An 18,747-nucleotide genomic window follows, 5' to 3' on the forward strand; every position below is an offset into this window, starting at 1 on the left:
CACGGGCCGGGCTCGTCGTCCAGCTCACCAGGTGAGGTCCTCCTGGCAGCGAGACCCTTCGGTGCCGGTTTCGACCTGAACGGTGGCGTGGCTCAGGCCGTGCGAGTCGAGAACCTGCTTGGCCGCGGCCAGCACCCGGCGTGAGTCCGTGTCCTCGCTGCAGGTGGTCAGGTGCGCCGTGGCGACGTCCATGCCCGTCGTCAGCGTCCACACGTGCAGGTCGTGGACGTCCGAGACGCCGGGCAGCGCGCACAGGTCGTCGCGGACGGCGTCGACGTCGACGTGGGCCGGTGAGGCCTGCGTGAGGATCCTCAGCGCCGACCCGGCGAGCCTGAGTGCCCGCGGAACCACCCACAGCGAGATCAGCACGCCGACGATGATGTCGGCGTACGTCCAGTTGAACAGCAGTACCGCGGCGCCCGCGAGCAGGACACCGACGCTGCCGACCGCGTCGGCGAGCACCTCGAGGTAGGCGCCACGGACGGCGATCGAACCCTTGGCGTCGCCGCGGAGCATCAGCATCACGACGATATTGGCGGCCAGGCCGGCGGCCGCGGTGGCGATCAGCGGGATGCCGGGGATCTCGGGAGCATCGCCGATCCGGTTGACCGCCTCGAACATGATGTACGCGGCTACGCCCAGCAACAGGACAGCGTTGGCCATCGCGGACAGGACCTCGGCACGGTGCCAACCGAAGGTACGGGCCGCAGCCTTGGAGCCCTGCCTCGCCAGCAGCAACGCGACGAGGCCCATCGACATGCCGAAGACATCGGTGAGCATGTGACCGGCATCGGCGAGCAGTGCGAGGGATCCGATCACCAGCCCGACGGTCGCCTCGAGAACGAAGAACGCGAGCACGATGACGAGCGCGATCACCATGCGGCGAATCCGCCCGGGTGAAGCCCCCGCACCCCCGTTTCCACCGATGGCTCCGTGCCCGTGACCTGCTCCCATGTTCACCCTCCTCGTCAGCCGAGGTCATCATATGCACATATACGCATATATTGAAAGTGGGGTCAGACCTCGGGGCGGTAGGCAGGCCTGGGCACGGTCGGCGGCAGTGTCGCGATCGCGGAGATCCGTTCGAGCCCCGCAACCTGCAGCAGGTCGACGATGACGGAACGCAGCTGGGCGAACACGACCGTGGCGGAGATCCCCGCATCCTCGACGAGTTCGGGCTTCATTCCAGACGAGACGGTACGCAACATCCGGGCCACCTCGGCCTGGTCCGGCTGCTCCCCCGGTTCGGCGAGGATCATCCGCCGCATCACCTCCAGCCCTTGGGAGAGCTTCTCGACCTGGTCGACCAGACGCGGATCCAGGATCTCGTCGTCGAGGACCAGCGACAGCGACCGCCGCGACAGGACCCGGATGTTGCGCATCGCGTTGTCCAGCGGATCGGCCGTCGCGATCAGGCGCGCGAGTCGGGCCCGGCTGCCCCAGTACAGCGGCGAGATTCGGCTGATCTCCATGCCCCCGGAGAGATTGCTGCGCAGCGAGTCGATCGCCGGCTGCGTCGCACGGGCCTTGCGAAGCGCCTTCTCGATCGGTTTCCGGTCGTTCGCAATCAGGCCGTCGGCGAGTAACCGCAGCACGTCCGCGGCGGTCGCGACGATGCTCGCGGCATCACGTCGCGATCGGCGGACGGGATGGGTCGGCACGATCGCGACCACAACGATGCCGACGATGCCCCCGATCAGGGCGTCGACCATGCGCTCGACGCCCGCGGCGTCCCCGGGAGGAAGCAACGTCGCGACCAGAACCGCCGACGTACCGGCCTGCATCGAGAAGATGGGACCCGACCCGATCAGCACCGCCGTTCCCATGGCCAGCATGACAACGAGCGCGATCTGCCAGGCACCGTTCCCGATGACCGAGATCAACAGGTCGCCGACACCGATGCCGACAGTGACTCCGCAGACCAACTCCACGGAACGGCGCGTCCGCGCGCCGAGCGACAACCCGAGCGAGACGACGGCCGCGATCGGCGCGAAGAACGGATGTTCGTGGCCGACGATCTCGGTCGCAACGAACCAGGCGATGCCGGCCGCCAGACCACACTGCAGAACGGGCAGCGCCGAGACCTTGAGACGGCCGATCGAGGCCGCCACCCGGTCTCGGGCCGCCGCCCGGTGGGAAACGAAACGGTTAGCCGAGACCAAGTGCTTCGGCCGCGCGCGGATCACAGTCCTCGAGCAGATCCAAGCACCGCGCGTACTCGTCGTTCTCGCCGATCGACTGGGCTGCCCGGGCCAGGGCCGCGACGCAACGCAGGAATCCGCGGTTGGGCTCGTGGCTGTAGGGGACCGGACCGAAGCCCTTCCACCCGTTGCGGCGCAGCTGGTCGAGCCCCCGGTGATAGCCGGTGCGTGCGTAGGCGTACGCCGTGATGACCTGGTCCTGCTCGAGTGCGGCCTCGGCCAGGTACGCCCACGCGATCGACGCGGTCGGATGTTCGGCGGCGACCGTCGCCGGGTCCTCGCGATTGAGCAGAGCCGACTCCGCCTCCTCGTCACCGGGGAGCAGAGTGGGCTGCGGTCCGAGAAGATCACCGAAAGACGTCATGGCGTCTATTGTGCCCGGCGGCGCGCGCTGGCCGATAGGCTGCCCACGGATCGATCACGTTCCCCCTCCGAGAGGCGTCACGTGTCCCCCACCGACGACTTCCAGGCCCCGACCCCACCGGCCGGCACCGGTCCCCAACGCATTGCACCGGCGACACCGTCGGCGAAGCCGACCGAAGCGCCCGGCGGCTGGCGCGGCAGGCTCACCGCGTCGAACGTTGCTTTCGCCGGCGTCCTGGTGACGATCGGAGTCATTTCGTTCCTCATCGTTCGCATCGCTCAGAGCGGGCCGGAATCCGAGGTCCGCGACGCCGTCAAGACGTTCGTGGCCGCGCTCGAGTCGGGCGACCTATCGGCCCTGCAGGCATCGACGTGCGGCACACTCGCCGACTTCTACCAAGACATCCCGCCCGCCGAGTTCGCCGACGTCCACGCCGACGCCGTCACCGACGGCGGCATTCCCGTCATCACCAGCATCGATTCCGTCCAGATCACCGACGACTCGGCGATCGCCCAGGTCACCGCGCACACTCAGGGCAACCCGTCCGATGAGTCGCCGCGGACGTTCGACCTCGAACGAATAGACGGTGCCTGGAGGGTCTGCGCCCCCGAATGACTCCGTTCACGAAACGTGTGAGAACCAGTCTCTCGAAGACACCATAATCCTCGACGGCCCTCGACAGCCCTCGACGACGGCGACCCCCAGCGACGCTTCGGGGCGTCTACCAGCGTAAATGCAGGAGTCCGGTCACCGACTCGTTGATGTACGCCTGGCCGTACGGACCGACTGCGGCTCCACACACGACCCGTCCGTAATACCAGCAGGCGAGCGCGTCGTACGGCCCACCGGTGTAACCGACCCTGTTCGGCCACGACCAGTACTCGTCGCCCGGGCTGTCGGGGGCCTCCCCGTAATCATCGCCGGTGCCGGCGAACTCGATGTTCGGCGAGCCGTTGAAGCACGGCTGCGGCGGTCCCCCGCACTCTCCCGGAACCGACACCATCAGCCCGGCTCCCGGTGCCGCGCCCTCCGGGACGAAGGCCCCCTCTCCGACGCTCAGCACGGCGCCGGTGGCCGCGTCGATGAGCACCGATTTGAGCTTCGACGACCGCAAGAGTTCCCTGTCCGCGTCCGAAAGCCGTTCCAAACGGCTCGAATTCGGATCTTTCGTGTCTTCGACAACCTTCTCGAAAGCTACGGCTCTCGGATCCGGCTCCGCCTGATTCGACCCACCCGGGGCGCCATGTGCCGGAGCGAATCCAAGCACCATGGCACCAGCTGCCGCGACTACGCCGAGCACCCGCTTCCGTGACTTCATTGACACCCCCACCGCTGTCCAATGAACGGAAAATCCATCTCACGATACCCACCGGTCCGCTCGGATCCGGGGCTTCCAGCGGCCGCGCTTCTACTTCCCGCGACTACTTCCCGCGACTCACTTCACACTCAACGGAACAAACTGCCCTAGTTGGTCGATCTGGCCCGCCGCGACAGCGTCGCGTCCCTCGATCAGTCAGGCGAGTTCTGCTTCCGCGACCTGGCAACGGCTGCGGAGAACCAAACTATTAGCGCGACAAGGGCTAGAGACCAGCCGAGGATCCCGCTGGCGTTCCCCTGCACCAGGAACGACAAATTGACACCCAGAATGACCAGGGTCATACAGGTGAAGTTCACTATCAGAAATCTCGGTTTGGTCATCACTCGAGCCTATACAAGCTGCATCTGCTGTCGCCGCGCACACCGCGCCGCATCTGTCCCGTTCGCGGTGTCCCTCAATGCGGTTGGAGAAATTTCCCTGCCCACTGGGTTTCGTTTCTGCTTAATGCCTTTCAACGTTCCCGACAAATAGGGACCTTTGAATGTTGCGATCCGGTGTGCCAAGGCGCCCTCTTCGTCGAGTGGATCTGCGCTTTCTACTGCGTGCGTTGACGGCGGCGCGCAACAAGCCAAGAAACGAGGAAGTAGATGATGGCGATTCCGAGTCCGAGGGCACTCTGGACCCAGACTGACAGTTCCACCGTGAAGGAAAGCACCATTCCGAGGACGAAGATCCCGAAGAACGTAACCGGCCAGGCTGTCAACGATTGGTGCCGGTTCACCGGTGCCGACTCGCTATTCATCGAACCCGGCGCACCCTGGCAAAACGTGTGGATCGAGTCATTCAACGGCCGTCTACGCGACGAACTGCTCAACGCGTGGCATTTCGACTCGCTGCGCGAAGCTCGCGTGATCATCGAAGACTGGCGCCTTGACTACAACACCAACAGACCCCATTCCGCCCATGGCGAACTCACCCCAGCCGAAGTCGCCCAACTATGGGCTACCCCCCGTCAACACCACGCTGGATAGCAACCGGATCATCGAAGCTGGATGGAGAGGATCACCCCCGCTTTGCTACCATAAAATAGCTAGATGCTCCTTTGTATATTTCCTCGGCGTCGATAATCTGAAAATTGCGACTTTTAAGCAGATCGTCCAGCTCAGAGCTTTTCAGCCTTCTTATAGGGATGGGAATTATTCCAATTTTGCTCAATATTCGGAAAAGTAATATCTGGATACCAACTGGAAGTGACATCTTATCCCGCAGGCAGGGTGTCACCGAAATGACGAGCCCCTGAGGCTTCAGTAACGCATGCATTCTTTCCACAACCTTGTGAGGATTAGGAACTGTATGCAACACATTGAAAGCCAGAATCGCATCGAACGTTCCTTCTTCGTATCTCTTGTCAAAGATATCAGCCTGTACGAAAGTTACGTTCGCGACGTCACTAGCAGCAGCTTTCTCATCTGCTAGTTCAATCATTTTAGATGAGATGTCAAGGGAATGAATCTCCTTAACCTCACTTGCAAGCTCACAAGACGTGGTGCCTGTTCCGCATCCATAATCTAGAATAATATCGGTGCCCTTGAGGTGCTTCTTAGCATTTTCTCTGCTTTTGGTATGGATGTACTCAAATCGTTCCTCGGTTTTATCGTATTTGCCTGCAGATTTATCCCAGAATGCTTCCGGTTCATTCACTTCCCAAGTCCCCTCTCGCTACTTTGGAGCGTCTTACCAGTCGTGTCGCTGTGGGCCTTGCCGCGGTGTTTTGGGCGCGAGATTTGTGGTTATGCCGCCTTCTGTCGCGTAGCGGGTATGTGGGTGTCCTTTCGTCGTTGGCGGGGCCGGATCAATGCCCCGAAGTCGATGTCCGCGCGACGGCCACCCCCGCAACAGCTACCAGGTGGGCTATGGTCAGCAGAATCCACAAGCGCGTGCGCGCGTTCATCGACACCCCCGCCGAGCCGTGAAACGAGCTCGACGCTCAGCAGCACTGTCCGGTCGGCGCTCTGGGCGCTGTGGTCGGCATCCAATGTGGCCAGTCCTTCCCATTCAGAGTTCGCCTGGCGCCACATCGCCGGACCAGGTGCAGGGCAAACCCAAGACACTAAGTGGATGGTATCGATCCGCTTAGCGTGCTCACTGCACTTCGGATGTGGATTCTGAGGGAGCTGCGGTACGACCACTACGCAGAGATGCCGCGCACAACAGGCAGCGCATCGTCGACGTAGCGCGCGAACTGTTCGCCATTCGTGGGCTCGAGGTCGGTCACAATGAAGTGGCCCATCAGGCCGGTGTAGGTGTAGGCACTGTCTACCGGCGTTTTCCGACTAAGGAGTCTCTTGTAGAGGCCATTTTCGAGGACAGGATCGACGAGATCACCGCGCTTGGACGTTGCGCCTTGAACAAGCCCGACTCATGGCAGGGACTGATGTACTTCGTCGAAGAGATGTGCCAACTCACGGCACGGGATCAAGGACTTCGCGAGGCCGTCTTCTGTCGCGAGCACGGCGGGGATCGGGTCGAGGCGGCGCGCGTACGGCTGTACCCTATAGTTGCCAAAGTCGTGGAGGCAGCCCGGGCCGACGGCTATCTGCGCGCGGACATCAGTGACAGCGACCTGGCGCTGATGTCGATCATCGCCGGCGCGGTCAACGAGTTCGCGGCCGATATCCGCCCCGATTTGTGGCGGCGCTACGTGACGATCTTCCTGGACGGGATGCGCGCAGACGGCGATCAAGCACTATTGCCGGTAGAGGCCCTCAGCGCCGATCAACACGACGCTGCGATGCGGAGTTGGAATCCCCGCACACACAGTTAGCGGGCGCACCAACGAGTCGTGGTCCATCCCCGGCGGGCGAGCCAAACCCCCTTTGAACCGTTACTCCCAAGGCGGTGCTGGGTTACAGTGAACTGCGACCCACCAATCCCAGCCGCATACCTCCTGGACCACAAAACGGGTCCCCCTCACGACCCCTCCGAAGACCCGACCTTCAGAATGGGACACAAGGCCCGTTGAGTCTCAGCGGTGTGGAAGCCCCCGACAAGGTTCGGGCCAACGCGACGTCGACTCATTCGCGATTCGGCCGCCGATCGTGACGAAACCACTGAGTAACACACATACTCGCAGCTGTGCACCGACGCGCTGGGGACTGCCAGCTCATCGGAGCAAGAATTCGAGGGTGATCCGCTCGAACGCCTCCTTGGCTTCGACCATCACCCAGTGCCCGCAGTTGGAAAAGACGTGGAGTTCCGCATTGGGGATCAGTCGCATCGGGATCATCGGCATGTCCGGCGGGCATTGCCGGTCGTCGCGACCCCACGTCAGCAATGTCGGGCACTGTACCTTGCCCATCATCGACCAGTACGGGGGCAGACCTGCATTTACCATCGCCCGCTGCTGCGCCTCGAATGCGGCGGAGCCGTACATCGCAGCCAAGGTCTTGTGCGACTCCGGATCATTGGCCGTCTGCCAGCGTTCCTCGATCCGCTCTTCGGTGATCAAGCTGCGGTCGTAGACCATGCACTCGAGCCAGCGAACCAACTTGTCTCGACTGGGCGCGTCTGCGAAATCCTGCAGCAGACGCGTGCCCTCACTCGGGTTCTGGCTGAAGATGTTCGGCCCCACTCCGCCGATGGTGACGAGCTTGCTCACTCGCTCGGGACACTTCATCGCCACATTGACGCCAACGACTCCACCCATCGAATTGCCCATCACCGCAGCCGATTCGATACCGAGCGCATCCATGAAGCGGATCGCCGACGACCCTGCCGTCACCACGGGGTGTCCGTCGACTGGATCGCTCACACCGAATCCGGGGAACTCGAGGATGTAGCAGTGGAAGTGCTCGGCGAACCTCTCCAGGTTGCCTCGGTAGTTCCGCCAACCACTGACACCGATCCCCGAACCATGCAACAGCAGGAGCGGCGGCCCCTCGCCGGCCTCGTGATAGCGCAGCACACCCTTGTCGGTGGCGATTTCCCTCTTGGTTCCCTCGTAGGTCACGTCCATCCCACAACACTAGAATAAGTTGCACCTTGCAACCACCTGATCGCCCTTACCCTCGGTCGCGATGTCGCAAACCATGCCGCCCGGGCGCGAGGGCGCTTCCCGGTCTCGCGGACGGCTCCGAGATCGTGCGCGGACGCGGGCAGGACAGGGTGCGGTCTGTGCCGGGACTGGGCGTTCCGGGGATGCTCAGTCGATCAGCTCGTCGCGTATGCGGGCCGGCTTGCCCGGGCCAATGCGTTCCAACAATCCTGCGCCAGCCGGGCCGGTTCAGAGGTTCGATCCCCGCGTTCGTGGACTTCGTTGGGGCGTAACTATTTTCGTTGACAAGTCGCGCCGGGGGTTGGCGCCTTTTGGGAGGCCGTAGCTGAAGTTACCGTTGCGGCTTGATCAGGAGTGCACCGGCCACCTCCACCATCACGAATAGCACGGCAACGGTCATGACCCACTGGCCAACGACTGCGGCTCCGAACAAGATGAAGCTGAGCGTTCCGACGGTGCCGATGGCGAGCAGTGGCACCCCGATCAAGGTCATGAAAGGGTGCGCTGTCAGTGCAGTGTCCTGGGCAGGTAGACCGCGCCGGTGCCGCCGTGGCCTGCGGCGTCGGCGGGGTTGGCGATGGCGCAACCCTTCAGCGAGAGGCAGCCGCATCCAATGCAGGAGTCCAGCTTGTCACGAAGGGCTATGAGTCCACTGATCTGGTCGTTGAGACGTTCCCGCCATGCCTTCGACAGCCGGTTCCAGTCCGCCCGTATCGGGGTTCTGTTGTCGGGTAAGGTTCTCAGGGCGTCCGCAATTTCTTCGAGGCTGAGACCAACATTGCGAGCAGCGCGGATGAACGCTAGGCGCCGCAACATGTTTCGCTTGAATCTGCGTTGCCCTCCCCCTGTTCGAGATGCCGTGATCAGTCCCTGCTTTTCGTAGAAGCGGATCGCCGAGGGGGCAAAGCCACTGCGATGCGCGATCTCGCCGACGGTAAGCAGATCATTCATGTGATGCGCCTCACGTTAACTGGGGTATTGACTTGAAGTGTACTTCAACTATCAGTATGTCGGCATGACTCGGATCGCTTGGACACAGGCCATCGACAACGCAGTTGCAGGCCTGCACGGCTCGCGCTGAACAAGAGAACGCCAACCGACAAGGAGACAGACATGGCCAATGAGACCCCCGCTTACTTGGTCGCCAGTTCGTTCATGCCCGAAGGGCACGGCTCACTCGAACCCTACGTCGAAGCAACCCATCCGATGATAAAGAAATACGGTGGTGAGCTTCTCATCGATGGCACTAGCAGCCAACTCATCGATCACTTCGAGGGTGAGTGGAAGGAGGGAGCCCGTTTCACACTGTTCAGGTTCCCGTCCATGGAAGCGTTGCAGGGCTTCTGGAACTCTCCGGATTACCAAGCAGTGAAGCACTTGCGCACTGACGTCATACCGCCGAATTTCACCTTTGCCGTTGAAGGTTTCGACCCAACCAAATGGGACGTGCCCTCATGAAGGAACGAGCCGTCCATGGAGCAGTCCGTCATTGGTGACTGAGCCCCGGCCCGAGACGCGACGGCCACGATCGATCTGTGGGAGCGGTGCGCTGTTGCGCGCTGCTCCCACAGATCGATGCGCGAGGGGCACGACCTACACGAGCTCGAGACCACCGTCGACGGTGACAACTTGACCGGTGATCCAGGACGCGGCCGGATCGCTCAGATGCACTATCCAGTCGGCAATCTCGGCCGGGACACCGCGGCGCCCCAACGGGATACGTCGTGCCTCGTCTCGTTTGATCTGCGCAACCATGTCGTCGGGGAGCCCGGCGGCGGCCAGGGCCTCGCTCTCGGTCGGGCCGGGAGCCACCGCGTTGACCCGCACGCCGTCGGGGGCCAGCTCGAGGGCCCAGCTGCGGGTGAGTTGTTCCAGCGCGGCCTTGGAGGCGGCGTAGTGCGCGGCGCCGGGAATCGGGCGATGCCCATAGGTGCTCGACACATTCACGATGCTGCCGCGGGTCTGGCGCAGGTGCGGCAACGCCGCACCTGCGAGCACACTGGGGGCAACGACGTTGAGGGCGAACAGGTCGGCGACACGTTCGGCGGTCACGTCGGCCAATGGCATCAATGTCGTCACCCCGGCGTTGTTGATCAGCACATCCACCCGGCCCCACCGCGCGACGGCCGCGCCGATCACCGCGTCGGCCTCGCCGTCACGGCGCAGATCGTGCGCTGCCACCTCGATCGCCGGATGCTCGCCCGCGGTGTCATCCAGCAACGCCTGACGGCGGCCGACACCGAGCACCTGGGCGCCGGCCCGGGCGAACGCGATCGCGGTCGCCCGCCCGATCCCCGTCCCCGCGCCGGTCACGATCACGACCTGGTCGTCGAAGCTGCCCATTACTCATACCACCCATCTTGTTCTATGTTCGTCGAACATCGAACAAGGTAGCATGGTCGTATGCGCGAACCACAACATCCGGAGGTGTCCGATATCCGGCTGACGGCCGTGCTTGCCGCGTTGAGCGACCCGATCCGGGTCGGGGTGGTCTCGCAGTTGGCCGACAACAACGAACGCGGATGGGGAGAACTGCAGGTTCCGGTCGCGAAATCCACACTGAGCCATCATCTTCGGGTGCTGCGCGATGCCGGCATTACCCGAACTCGGCAAGAAGGCACCCGGTGTTTCGTCGTACTTCGCCGCCGCGACCTCGATGAGCGATTCCCGGGACTTCTGGACACAGTCTTGACCGCGGCTTCGATCGACGGAGTGGGAAGCGACGTCGGGCTCACGACATCAAGCGGCTGATCCATCGAGACTCGCGAACGACACGCCCGAGGCAAACTCGCAAACCGCCGTCCCGACAGGACTCGCCACTCGCGGGCGGACCAGAATCGGCGCACCGCGCCTGTCACTGCACCAGACTGGTGGGCATGGACGTTGTTCTCGTTCGGCCGGCGAAAGCCGAAGACCTCGGCGCCCTTCCCGAGGTGGAAGTCGCCGCGGGCAGCCTGTTCCGCGAATTGGACATGGACGCTGTCGCCGATGAACCGGCCCCGGAAGTCGAGTGCTTCCTACGCGCTCACCAGCGAGGCGACGTTCTGGTCGCTGAGACTGCCGATCGTGTAGTCGGCTTCGTACGGCTCAATGAGCTCGACGGCGCTCTCCATGTGGAGCAATTGGGGGTGGTGCCCACCCACGGCGGTCAGGGAATCGGCCGCACACTGATGCTGGCGGCCGAAGACGTGGCCCGCTCCCGGGGGTATCGCCGAATGATCCTCACGACTTTCCGCGACGTACCGTTCAACGGTCCCTTCTACAGGAGCATGGGCTGGCGCACCGTCTCGCAAGCACGTCTGACACCCGGCCTCGCCGATGTACGGCGAACGGAAGCCGCAACCGGCCTCGATCAATGGCCTCGCATCGCCATGGAGAAGTCCGTCACCGATGACTGAGTCCCACCGAACTACGACGGCCGGTGACGGCCAGGATCGATCTGTGGGAGCGGTGCGCTGTTGCGCGCTGCTCCCACAGATCGATGCACGAGGGGAACGAATGAGAGATCACACTTCCCACCCCTCTACGTCATCTGCAGATTTCTCCACAGAACAACTCGGAGTTGCCCCTTTTGGGGATAGTTGGAATCCCTCGTCGGACCTCGACTACCCGGCGGAGACCGAACGTCCCGCGGACTTGAGGTCCGTGCAGGCCTCGACGACGCGCTCGGTCATCGACGCCTCGGCCTTCTTCAGGTAGCTCCGCGGGTCGTAGGTCTTCTTGTTGCCGACCTCACCGTCAACCTTCAAGACGCCGTCATAGTTGGTGAACATGTGCGCCGCGACCGGACGGGTGAACGCGTACTGGGTGTCGGTGTCGACGTTCATCTTCACGACGCCGTAGCTCAGCGCCTCATCGATCTCCGACTTCAGCGAGCCCGAACCACCGTGGAAGACCAGGTCGAAAGGCTTCGAACCGGCCGGCAGGCCCAGCTTCGCGGAAGCCGCAGCCTGGCCCTCGGCCAGCACGGACGGCTTGAGCTTGACGTTGCCCGGCTTGTAGACGCCGTGGACGTTTCCGAACGTGGCTGCCAGCAGGTACTTGCCGTTCTCGCCGGAGCCCAGAGCGTCAACGGTCTTCTCGAAGTCCTCGATCGAGGTGTACAGCTTCTCGTTGATGGCGTTCTCGACGCCGTCCTCTTCTCCACCGACGACGCCGATCTCCACCTCGAGGATGATGTTCGCGGCCTTCGACAGCTTCAGCAGGTCCTGCGCGATTTCGAGGTTCTCGTCGATGTGGATGGCCGAGCCGTCCCACATGTGGGACTGGAAGAGCGGGTTCTGGCCGTTGTTCACGCGCTCCTGCGAGATGGCGAGCAGGGGGCGGACGAAGCCGTCCAGCTTGTCCTTGGGGCAGTGGTCGGTGTGCAGCGCGATGGTCACGTCGTACTTGGCCGCGACGACGTGCGCGAACTCGGCGAGCGCGACCGCACCGGTGACCATGTCCTTGACGCCCAAGCCCGAACCGAACTCGGCACCGCCGGTGGAGAACTGAATGATGCCGTCACTGCCGGCGTCCGCGAAGCCCTTGATCGCGGCGTTGATCGTCTCCGACGATGTGCAGTTGATGGCGGGGAATGCGAAGGAGTGCTCCTTTGCCCGTCCGATCATCTCGGCGTAGATCTCGGGAGTTGCGATAGGCACGGCGGCTGTCCTCCATTGACGAGTCGTGGGCGCGGCCGAGGCGACGGCGCGCAGGATGTATATGCAGTATGGCAATCAACACACACGAGCGCCTCCCCGGTATCAGCTCCCCCGGTGGACAGGCCGTCGGCGGGCCCGTCGGCAGGTGAGGCATACCTCGCCTCGAGAGCCTCTCAGTCCCCACCGGTACTCTGGTCCGCGTGAATGTGCTGGCAGCTTCGGAATCCGTGACCACAAATCTGGCCTTGCTGCCGGGATTCCTTGATCCTGTAAACCTGCTGAACTCGTTCGGCACATGGATGCTCATCGGCCTGCTGGTCGTCGTGTTCATCGAATCGGGTTTACTGTTTCCCCTGCTTCCGGGTGACTCCCTACTGTTCACTGCCGGCCTCATCGCGGCGTCGAAGTCCGTCGATGTCGAACCGTTCGCCCCGCTGTGGGTGCTGATGGTGACGATCCCGATCGCCGCCATTCTCGGTGACCAGGTCGGATACTTCCTCGGCTCGAAGGGCGGCGCGGCCCTCTTCAAGTCGGACGACGCGAGAATCTTCAAGAAGAGCTACATCGACCACTCGCAAGAGTTCTTCGACAAGCACGGACCCATCACCATCGTCCTGGCCCGCTTCGTGCCGATCGTGCGCACCTACGCCCCGCTCGTCGCCGGGGCGTCGAGGATGAAGTACCCGGTCTTCATCAGCTACAACGTGATCGGTGGCGTCGTCTGGGGTGCCGGCGTCACGCTGCTCGGCTACCTCCTCGGCCAGGTCGAGTTCATCGCCGCCAACATCGACTACATCTTCATTCTCATCGTTCTCGTCTCGGTGATCCCCATCATCGTCGAGGTCGGCAAGCGGTACTTCGGTCCCCGTAGGTCGGCCCGCCGCGCCCTGGCGGTCGAGCCGTCGGCTACGACTCCGAACGATCCGGCCGCTTGATTCTGACCGCTGCCGCGGGGGCCTTCGGCCCGTTCGAATCGGCAGGTCCCGCTCTCGTCTGGATCGTCGTACTGACCTTCGTCTTCCTCGAGTGCGCTCTGATCATCGGGCTGTTCCTCCCCGGCGACTCGATGCTGGTGACCGCGGGGATCGTGCTCGCCGCACACGGGGCCGCTGCTCAGCACACCTGGGCGCTGTCGGCGTGCGCGATCGGGTCCGCGGTCGTCGGGAACCAGATCGGATACGTGATCGGCAAACGCAGCGGCCACCACCTCGTGGCCCGCCGCAACGGCAAGTACATCAACATTCAGAACCTGCACAAGGTCAATGTGCTGCTGGACCGGCACGGCTTCTGGGCCGTGCTCGTGGCGCGTTGGATTCCGTGGGTGCGCACCCTCTGCCCGATGGTCGCCGGGGCCGCGAACATGGACCACCGGCGCTACACGATCGCGAGCAGCATCGGCGCAGTCATCTGGGCACCGGTGCTGCTGCTCGCCGGGTTCTACTGCGGTTCGCTGCTGCTGCAGGTGCCATGGTTGCTATCCGCCGTGGTCGCTGTCCTGGTGACACTCCTGGTCATCGGCACCGCGGCAGGCTTGTGGAGCTACCGCCGCGAGATGTCCAAACCGATAGAGGACGTCCCGGTCGACGCGGTCCACGCCTGATCGAGGGTCATCGACGCTTCGGGTACCCCGCCGCCGACACCAAATAAGCCGACTCCATCAGCATCCAGCCACCGAGCTGCACCGACAGATCGCGTTCGGCGATGTCGGATGGATGCACCGTCCCTCCGGAGAAGGTCGCGGTCCCCGCCCCCAGGCCGGGTAGCTGCGCCGGCAGACTCCAGTCCTTGCCGAACAGCGGCAGTTCCTCGACCTGGAGCCTGTTCTCCCACGCCGCCTCGGCAGAGCCGAGTACCACTTGCGCCGCGAGTCGCCGCGCCCGCACATCCTCCGAGGCCTCGCCCGGCAGCATCAGCGCCACGAGGGCCAGGTACCGGGCGAGGAGTCCGTTGAACAGTCCGCCGTCGCCCCCACCGCCTCCGCGGATGACACCGCCCTTCGTGAGTCTCTCGTCGACCGCGTCGACCAGACGATGCACCCGCTGCCGGTGCCGCGGCGCCCCCATACGCACCGCCAACTCCGTCTCGAGGCTCAGGACCGTGCCCTGACAGTACGAGTAGATGTTCCGTTCCAGGGTCCCGTCGCGCCGAATGCCGTCGAAGATCAGCCCGGTCTCCGGATCCCTCAGGGTGTCGTCGATCCAGTCGGCGATCGCCTGCGCCAGCCAGAGTCGACCCGCGCGCGCGAGCACGAGCCCAGCAGGGCCGTTCGCGGGGGCGTTGAAGAAATCGGAGTTCTTGCGCCACGGGATCCCGCCGCCGGAGTCAGGTGACCACGCCTTGAACAGTTGCCGTTCGAGTGCGGCAAGGGCCCTGCGGTTGTCGATGAGTTGCATGCGTTGGGCACGTTCGAGGGCCAGCCCGAGCCACGCCATGTCGTCGTAGTAGCTACTGGTCCAACCCGAGATGTTCCGGAATCGGTGGCCGCGAATGAGTCTCGCGAGGCGGCGGTGGCGCCTCGCGGTGGGGCTTCGTTCAGCAGCGTCGACGGTGCAATTGATCAGGTTCGCTTGCCACCAGTAGTGCCACTGCAAGAAGACCCGCTCACGGCGCACCGCCGGCCACGCGACGACCGCCAACGCCGTACCGGGTATGCCCCAAACGCGGCGAATGTGCCGAGTCATGACCGCGCTCTCGGCGGCATCGGCTCTAGCAGACCATTCGCGCTGCATGACTACCGATCTTGCCTGGGCGTCTCCTCTTCCGCTACCAGGCGCGACCGAGATTCGCGTGCTGACGTATCCAGGTATGCATCGCGATTCCCGCTGCCACACCTGCGTTGATGCTGCGGGTGGACCCGAACTGAGCGATCGACACGGTCGTCGACGCGACCTCGTGCCCCTGCTCGGTGACGCCCGGACCCTCCTGCCCGAACAACAACAGACACTCCCGCGGCAGTTCCACGGTTTCGATCGGGACGGACCCTGGAGTGTTGTCGACCGCGACGACCGTCAGCGCGTTGTCCTGCGCGAACGCCGCCAACGCGTCCAGATCGACGTGATGCACCAGGTGCTGATAGCGGTCGGTGACCATGGCGCCGCGCCGGTTCCATCGGCGGCGGCCGACGATGTGCACCGCGGCCGCGGCGAAGGCGTTCGCGGTCCGCACGACCGTGCCGATGTTCGAGTCGTGGCCGAAGTTCTCGATCGCCACATGCAGCGGATGCCGTCGGCGGTCGATGTCGGCGACGATGGCCTCCCGCGTCCAGTAGCGGTAGGCGTCGACGACGTTGCGGCGGTCTCCCTCCGCAAGCAGCTGCGGGTCGTACCGCGAGTCGTCGGGAATGGGCGTGTCGTGCTCCAGGATCCACGGCCCGACACCGTGGGGGTGGTCGCCCCATTCCGTGGGTCCGGGCGCGTCGGCGTCGTCGCCGACCGGGATGTGCATCTTGGGATCGTCGGTGCTCACAACGTCTCGTTCGGATCGGGGGTATTCGGACAAGGCAGGGGAAAACTAGGGTGATCCGATTAAACGCGACTGAGCAGCCTGTTCAACAGCCGCGCAAGCCAGGCCGGCGAGAACCGCGAGGCCGAAGCCAGGAACCGGGCCTGCGTGCCCACCGGATAATGCACCTTCGGCAGCCTCCGCTGCCGGTCGGTGGTCGCGGCGACGATCGCGTCCGCTACGTCCTGTGAGGTCAGGTGTACCCCGAGTGAACGCGTACTGCCCGTAGACATCCCACGAATCATGCCGGTGCGGACGAACAGTGGCCACATGTCGATCACCCGGATGTCGTGCGCCCGCCACTCGAGTTCGAGCCCCTCGGTGATCCCGCGTACCGCGAACTTGGTGGCGCTGTACGTCGCCAACTCCGGCTGACCGTAGATCGCCGACGCCGACGCCAGGTTCACCACCTGCGCACCGGGCGTCTCCTTCAAGTATGTGAACGCAGCGAGCAGGCCATTGATCGTGCCGCCCACATTGACGTCGAGCATCCTGCGGTGCGCTTCGGCCGGAATGTCCTCGAAGTGCCCCGACGACAGCACCCCGGCGTTGTTGACGAGGACGTCGAGCCGTCCTCCACCCGAGGTGAATTCCGCCAACCGTTCGCGCCAAGCGTCGAGGTCGGTGACGTCGAGCACGCCGGTGCGCACCCGGCCGCCCCGGGCGAGAATCTCCTCGCTCAGAGCGTCGAGACCCGACTCGTCGACGTCGTACGCACCGACGAAATACCCGCGACTGGCGAACGTCACGGCGGTGGCGCGCCCGATCCCCGCGGCGGCACCGGTGATGAACACAGTGGGCAGAGGTGTCGAAAACATGTCGTCAGGCTAAGACCTGAGACGCCCAGGTCGGGGGCGAAGCGGAAGATCGACTCAGACCAGTGCCGACGCAGAGCGACTAGGCTGGATAGCGACACGAAGAGAACGCCATGAACCACCCGCGCATCGTTCGTACCGTCTGCTTCATCACCGTCAGCTACCTCATCGTTCTCGCGACCTGGCTGGGATGGCTAGTCGAGCACACCCCTGAGGCCACGATCCCGTACCAGATCGGCGGGTTGCTCGCTGCCTACGGCTCAGCTCTGGGCCTCGGCATGATGTGGGCCGACCGGCCCAGCCGAGCCGAGCGCAAACTCGCCAAGCACGGCATAGAAGGGTGGGCGAAGATCCGTCACGCCCAGCGGATTCGGCGCACCGTCGACAACGGGGTGCTGACGGAACTGGACCTCGACCTCACCGTGCCAGGCTCGGAGTCGTACACCGGCCGGGTGCTCTACGAGGTGTCGCCGGAGAACCGCTCGAGGTTCGAGGTCGGAGAAACCATCTCGATCCTCGTCGACCCCGACGACCGGGATCGGATCCTGATCTATCCCTAGTCGCGTCTCCAGGGCGATCCAGCGGTCAACCGTGGACGCTCGTGCGGTACGGCCCCTGTCGCGCATCAGGTCGACGTCCGCATACTCGAAACTCGTTGATTCTCAAATTATGTCGCGACCGCGGCGGTGAGGACGGCTGCGGCGGTACCAAGGCAGAGCGGCCGGTACACCGTGTTGTCCAACTGAATGAAGCGCGGTGAGGGTTCCTCGAGACCGAGGACCTTGGTGGCCGGCCGTCCGCCGGCGACACCGCGCGCCGCAACGCCGGTGGCCAAGGCGAACCGCGCCACCGTTGCGGCCTTGCCCATCCCGCCCGCTCCTGCCACCAACGCGGCCGCAGCCGCCGCCAGTCCAGCGACGGCGAAGCAGGCTCGGGCATCAGGCATGGTGTCGCTCCCCACCACAGCATCGGCCAGGTCGGCCCGGTTGCGCAGCGGCCATGCCGAGCCCAGGCCCCATGCGGTGTGGACCAATGCAGCCGCCGCGAACGCAGACGAGCCGGTGAGGCCTGCGATGCGCGCGGTCGTTCCCCGAGAACGACCGGTGAGGACCGGGGGGGTAGTCATGGTGCCAACGTATCCCAGGCACCTTGGCAAAGACCTTCTGCCCCATTGCTGCCGGGCGCCCTGGGACATTCCAACACTCGAATTGGATACATTCGTCGGGTGAACAGAGGACCCTCCGGAACGGATCAAAGGGGAGTCGACGACAGTCGTCCGCCGGGTGTGGTTGTACTCATATCGACAGCTCTCGCGCTCGCAGTTTTGCTATGTGTCCATTACGACTGGCAACCGTGGCCGGGGAACATGACCGGTCCAGATAAACTCTTGTACCTCGCGATAGGGTCGCTGGCACTTTCCATCGCTGGACTTGCTTGGGCGGTGCGTACGCTTTACTTTGTCGGCCGAGACCGCAAGTGGTCCTTGTGGGTTGCCGCTGCCCCCTTTGTCGTTATTTCTGGAGTTGCAGTTGCGCTCGCATTTCCTCCCAGGTCGTTCGATGAAGCGCGACCTGAATTGGAGAAGGTTGCGCAGGAAATGCTGAAAGGCCCTGATCGCTCCAGAAACGATCTGACAATCGGCGGTCTCGATATCAGCCTCGTGATACGCGGTGGCAATGGTTCCGTATTTTTCTATGACGCGGACGGATACGTCGGGACGTTCGTCAGCGGTTGGATATTCTCCCCGAATGTCGTTCCCGAGAGCGGTGGAACCTGGACGTTCGAAATGATTTCCGAAGACTGGTACAAGTTCTCCTATCGCTGGTGAATGGGAGAACGAACGGCTGCGAC

General features: G+C 63.8%; 23 protein-coding genes and 1 pseudogene. 10 read left to right on the forward strand and 14 right to left on the reverse strand.

Features of this window, described 5'->3' with window-relative positions; all coding sequences use genetic code 11:
- Positions 1-24: 24 nt before the first annotated feature.
- The 3 genes from EF834_RS14885 to EF834_RS14895 all read right to left on the reverse strand — a co-directional run bounded on the left by EF834_RS14885 (position 25) and on the right by EF834_RS14895 (position 2,565).
- Positions 25-954 (reverse strand): cation diffusion facilitator family transporter, encoded by a 930-nt coding sequence (locus EF834_RS14885; RefSeq protein WP_127948000.1) that lies wholly within the window; start codon positions 952-954, stop codon positions 25-27.
- Positions 955-1,016: 62 nt separating this feature from the next.
- A complete protein-coding gene (locus tag EF834_RS14890) occupies positions 1,017-2,111 on the reverse strand; it encodes an FUSC family protein (RefSeq protein WP_164874140.1) in 1,095 nt (364 codons plus the stop codon).
- 37 nt (positions 2,112-2,148) lie between these two features.
- Positions 2,149-2,565, reverse strand: coding sequence for a DUF3151 domain-containing protein (locus EF834_RS14895; protein ID WP_127948002.1), 417 nt, complete (start codon positions 2,563-2,565; stop codon positions 2,149-2,151).
- An 81-nt stretch (positions 2,566-2,646) separates the two neighbouring features.
- On the opposite strand from EF834_RS14895, the gene EF834_RS14900 reads away from it, so the two are divergent.
- A complete protein-coding gene (locus tag EF834_RS14900) occupies positions 2,647-3,180 on the forward strand; it encodes an Rv0361 family membrane protein (RefSeq protein ID WP_127948003.1) in 534 nt (177 codons plus the stop codon).
- Between the two features lie 106 nt (positions 3,181-3,286).
- Here the strand turns inward: EF834_RS14900 and EF834_RS14905 are convergent, their stop codons facing one another.
- Positions 3,287-3,883 carry a hypothetical protein gene (locus EF834_RS14905; protein ID WP_164874141.1) on the reverse strand — a complete coding sequence of 199 codons (597 nt, stop codon included), beginning with the start codon at positions 3,881-3,883 and terminating at the stop codon, positions 3,287-3,289.
- A 752-nt stretch (positions 3,884-4,635) separates the two neighbouring features.
- Between EF834_RS14905 and EF834_RS14910 the strand changes: the two are divergent.
- Positions 4,636-4,914, forward strand: a pseudogene (locus EF834_RS14910) (integrase core domain-containing protein); the annotation flags it as partial.
- A 31-nt stretch (positions 4,915-4,945) separates the two neighbouring features.
- On the opposite strand, the gene EF834_RS14915 reads toward EF834_RS14910, so the two are convergent.
- The gene (locus EF834_RS14915; protein WP_127948005.1) at positions 4,946-5,584 is read right to left on the reverse strand and encodes a class I SAM-dependent methyltransferase; all 639 of its coding nucleotides are present in this window, start codon (positions 5,582-5,584) and stop codon (positions 4,946-4,948) included.
- Between the two features lie 541 nt (positions 5,585-6,125).
- Here EF834_RS14915 and EF834_RS14920 point away from each other — a divergent pair.
- Positions 6,126-6,707: a TetR/AcrR family transcriptional regulator gene (locus EF834_RS14920; protein WP_235871240.1), complete on the forward strand. Its 582-nt coding sequence runs from the start codon at positions 6,126-6,128 to the stop codon at positions 6,705-6,707.
- A 339-nt stretch (positions 6,708-7,046) separates the two neighbouring features.
- Here EF834_RS14920 and EF834_RS14925 read toward each other — a convergent pair whose 3' ends face one another.
- The 3 genes from EF834_RS14925 to soxR all read right to left on the reverse strand — a co-directional run bounded on the left by EF834_RS14925 (position 7,047) and on the right by soxR (position 8,888).
- On the reverse strand, positions 7,047-7,898 hold the full coding sequence (locus EF834_RS14925) for an alpha/beta fold hydrolase (RefSeq protein WP_127948007.1): 852 nt from the start codon (positions 7,896-7,898) through the stop codon (positions 7,047-7,049).
- A 370-nt stretch (positions 7,899-8,268) separates the two neighbouring features.
- A complete protein-coding gene (locus tag EF834_RS18225) occupies positions 8,269-8,430 on the reverse strand; it encodes a hypothetical protein (protein ID WP_164874142.1) in 162 nt (53 codons plus the stop codon).
- A gap of 14 nt (positions 8,431-8,444) precedes the next feature.
- On the reverse strand, positions 8,445-8,888 hold the full coding sequence (gene soxR, locus EF834_RS14930; RefSeq protein WP_127948008.1) for a redox-sensitive transcriptional activator SoxR: 444 nt from the start codon (positions 8,886-8,888) through the stop codon (positions 8,445-8,447).
- Between the two features lie 162 nt (positions 8,889-9,050).
- On the opposite strand from soxR, the gene EF834_RS14935 reads away from it, so the two are divergent.
- On the forward strand, positions 9,051-9,395 hold the full coding sequence (locus EF834_RS14935) for a DUF1330 domain-containing protein (protein WP_127948009.1): 345 nt from the start codon (positions 9,051-9,053) through the stop codon (positions 9,393-9,395).
- 135 nt (positions 9,396-9,530) lie between these two features.
- On the opposite strand, the gene EF834_RS14940 is transcribed toward EF834_RS14935, so the two are convergent.
- On the reverse strand, positions 9,531-10,280 hold the full coding sequence (locus EF834_RS14940; RefSeq protein ID WP_127948010.1) for an SDR family NAD(P)-dependent oxidoreductase: 750 nt from the start codon (positions 10,278-10,280) through the stop codon (positions 9,531-9,533).
- Between the two features lie 60 nt (positions 10,281-10,340).
- Here EF834_RS14940 and EF834_RS14945 point away from each other — a divergent pair, with 60 nt between their 5' ends.
- Both EF834_RS14945 and EF834_RS14950 read left to right on the forward strand, forming a co-directional pair.
- Positions 10,341-10,688 (forward strand): ArsR/SmtB family transcription factor, encoded by a 348-nt coding sequence (locus EF834_RS14945; protein WP_127948011.1) that lies wholly within the window; start codon positions 10,341-10,343, stop codon positions 10,686-10,688.
- A 125-nt stretch (positions 10,689-10,813) separates the two neighbouring features.
- Positions 10,814-11,335: a GNAT family N-acetyltransferase gene (locus EF834_RS14950; RefSeq protein ID WP_127948012.1), complete on the forward strand. Its 522-nt coding sequence runs from the start codon at positions 10,814-10,816 to the stop codon at positions 11,333-11,335.
- A gap of 207 nt (positions 11,336-11,542) precedes the next feature.
- Here EF834_RS14950 and fbaA read toward each other — a convergent pair whose 3' ends face one another.
- Positions 11,543-12,580, reverse strand: a complete 1,038-nt coding sequence (fbaA, locus tag EF834_RS14955) for a class II fructose-bisphosphate aldolase (protein WP_127948013.1) — start codon at positions 12,578-12,580, stop codon at positions 11,543-11,545.
- A 227-nt stretch (positions 12,581-12,807) separates the two neighbouring features.
- Between fbaA and EF834_RS14960 the strand changes: the two genes are divergently transcribed.
- On the forward strand, positions 12,808-13,515 hold the full coding sequence (locus tag EF834_RS14960) for a VTT domain-containing protein (protein ID WP_127948014.1): 708 nt from the start codon (positions 12,808-12,810) through the stop codon (positions 13,513-13,515).
- A 2-nt stretch (positions 13,516-13,517) separates the two neighbouring features.
- A complete protein-coding gene (locus EF834_RS14965; RefSeq protein WP_408014521.1) occupies positions 13,518-14,180 on the forward strand; it encodes a DedA family protein in 663 nt (220 codons plus the stop codon).
- 7 nt (positions 14,181-14,187) lie between these two features.
- Here EF834_RS14965 and EF834_RS14970 read toward each other — a convergent pair whose 3' ends face one another.
- From EF834_RS14970 to EF834_RS14980, 3 genes are all read right to left on the reverse strand, one after another.
- Complete coding sequence (locus EF834_RS14970; protein WP_127948015.1) at positions 14,188-15,309, reverse strand: glycoside hydrolase family 76 protein; 1,122 nt, start codon at positions 15,307-15,309, stop codon at positions 14,188-14,190.
- Positions 15,310-15,343: 34 nt separating this feature from the next.
- Positions 15,344-16,024 carry a TrmH family RNA methyltransferase gene (locus EF834_RS14975; RefSeq protein ID WP_127948138.1) on the reverse strand — a complete coding sequence of 227 codons (681 nt, stop codon included), beginning with the start codon at positions 16,022-16,024 and terminating at the stop codon, positions 15,344-15,346.
- An 80-nt stretch (positions 16,025-16,104) separates the two neighbouring features.
- Entirely contained in the window at positions 16,105-16,899 is a 795-nt protein-coding gene (locus EF834_RS14980) for an SDR family oxidoreductase (protein WP_127948016.1), read from the reverse strand.
- Positions 16,900-17,009: 110 nt separating this feature from the next.
- On the opposite strand from EF834_RS14980, the gene EF834_RS14985 reads away from it, so the two are divergent.
- On the forward strand, positions 17,010-17,456 hold the full coding sequence (locus tag EF834_RS14985; protein ID WP_127948017.1) for a hypothetical protein: 447 nt from the start codon (positions 17,010-17,012) through the stop codon (positions 17,454-17,456).
- A gap of 107 nt (positions 17,457-17,563) precedes the next feature.
- Here the strand turns inward: EF834_RS14985 and EF834_RS14990 are convergent, their stop codons facing one another.
- Positions 17,564-18,022 carry a DUF3995 domain-containing protein gene (locus tag EF834_RS14990; protein WP_164874143.1) on the reverse strand — a complete coding sequence of 153 codons (459 nt, stop codon included), beginning with the start codon at positions 18,020-18,022 and terminating at the stop codon, positions 17,564-17,566.
- Positions 18,023-18,262: 240 nt separating this feature from the next.
- Between EF834_RS14990 and EF834_RS18230 the strand changes: the two genes are divergently transcribed.
- A complete protein-coding gene (locus tag EF834_RS18230; RefSeq protein ID WP_164874144.1) occupies positions 18,263-18,724 on the forward strand; it encodes a DUF1109 domain-containing protein in 462 nt (153 codons plus the stop codon).
- The last annotated feature ends 23 nt before the right edge of the window (positions 18,725-18,747 follow it).

Source organism: Rhodococcus spongiicola (genome assembly GCF_004011835.1).
Taxonomy (GTDB): Bacteria; Actinomycetota; Actinomycetes; order Mycobacteriales; family Mycobacteriaceae; genus Prescottella; species Prescottella spongiicola.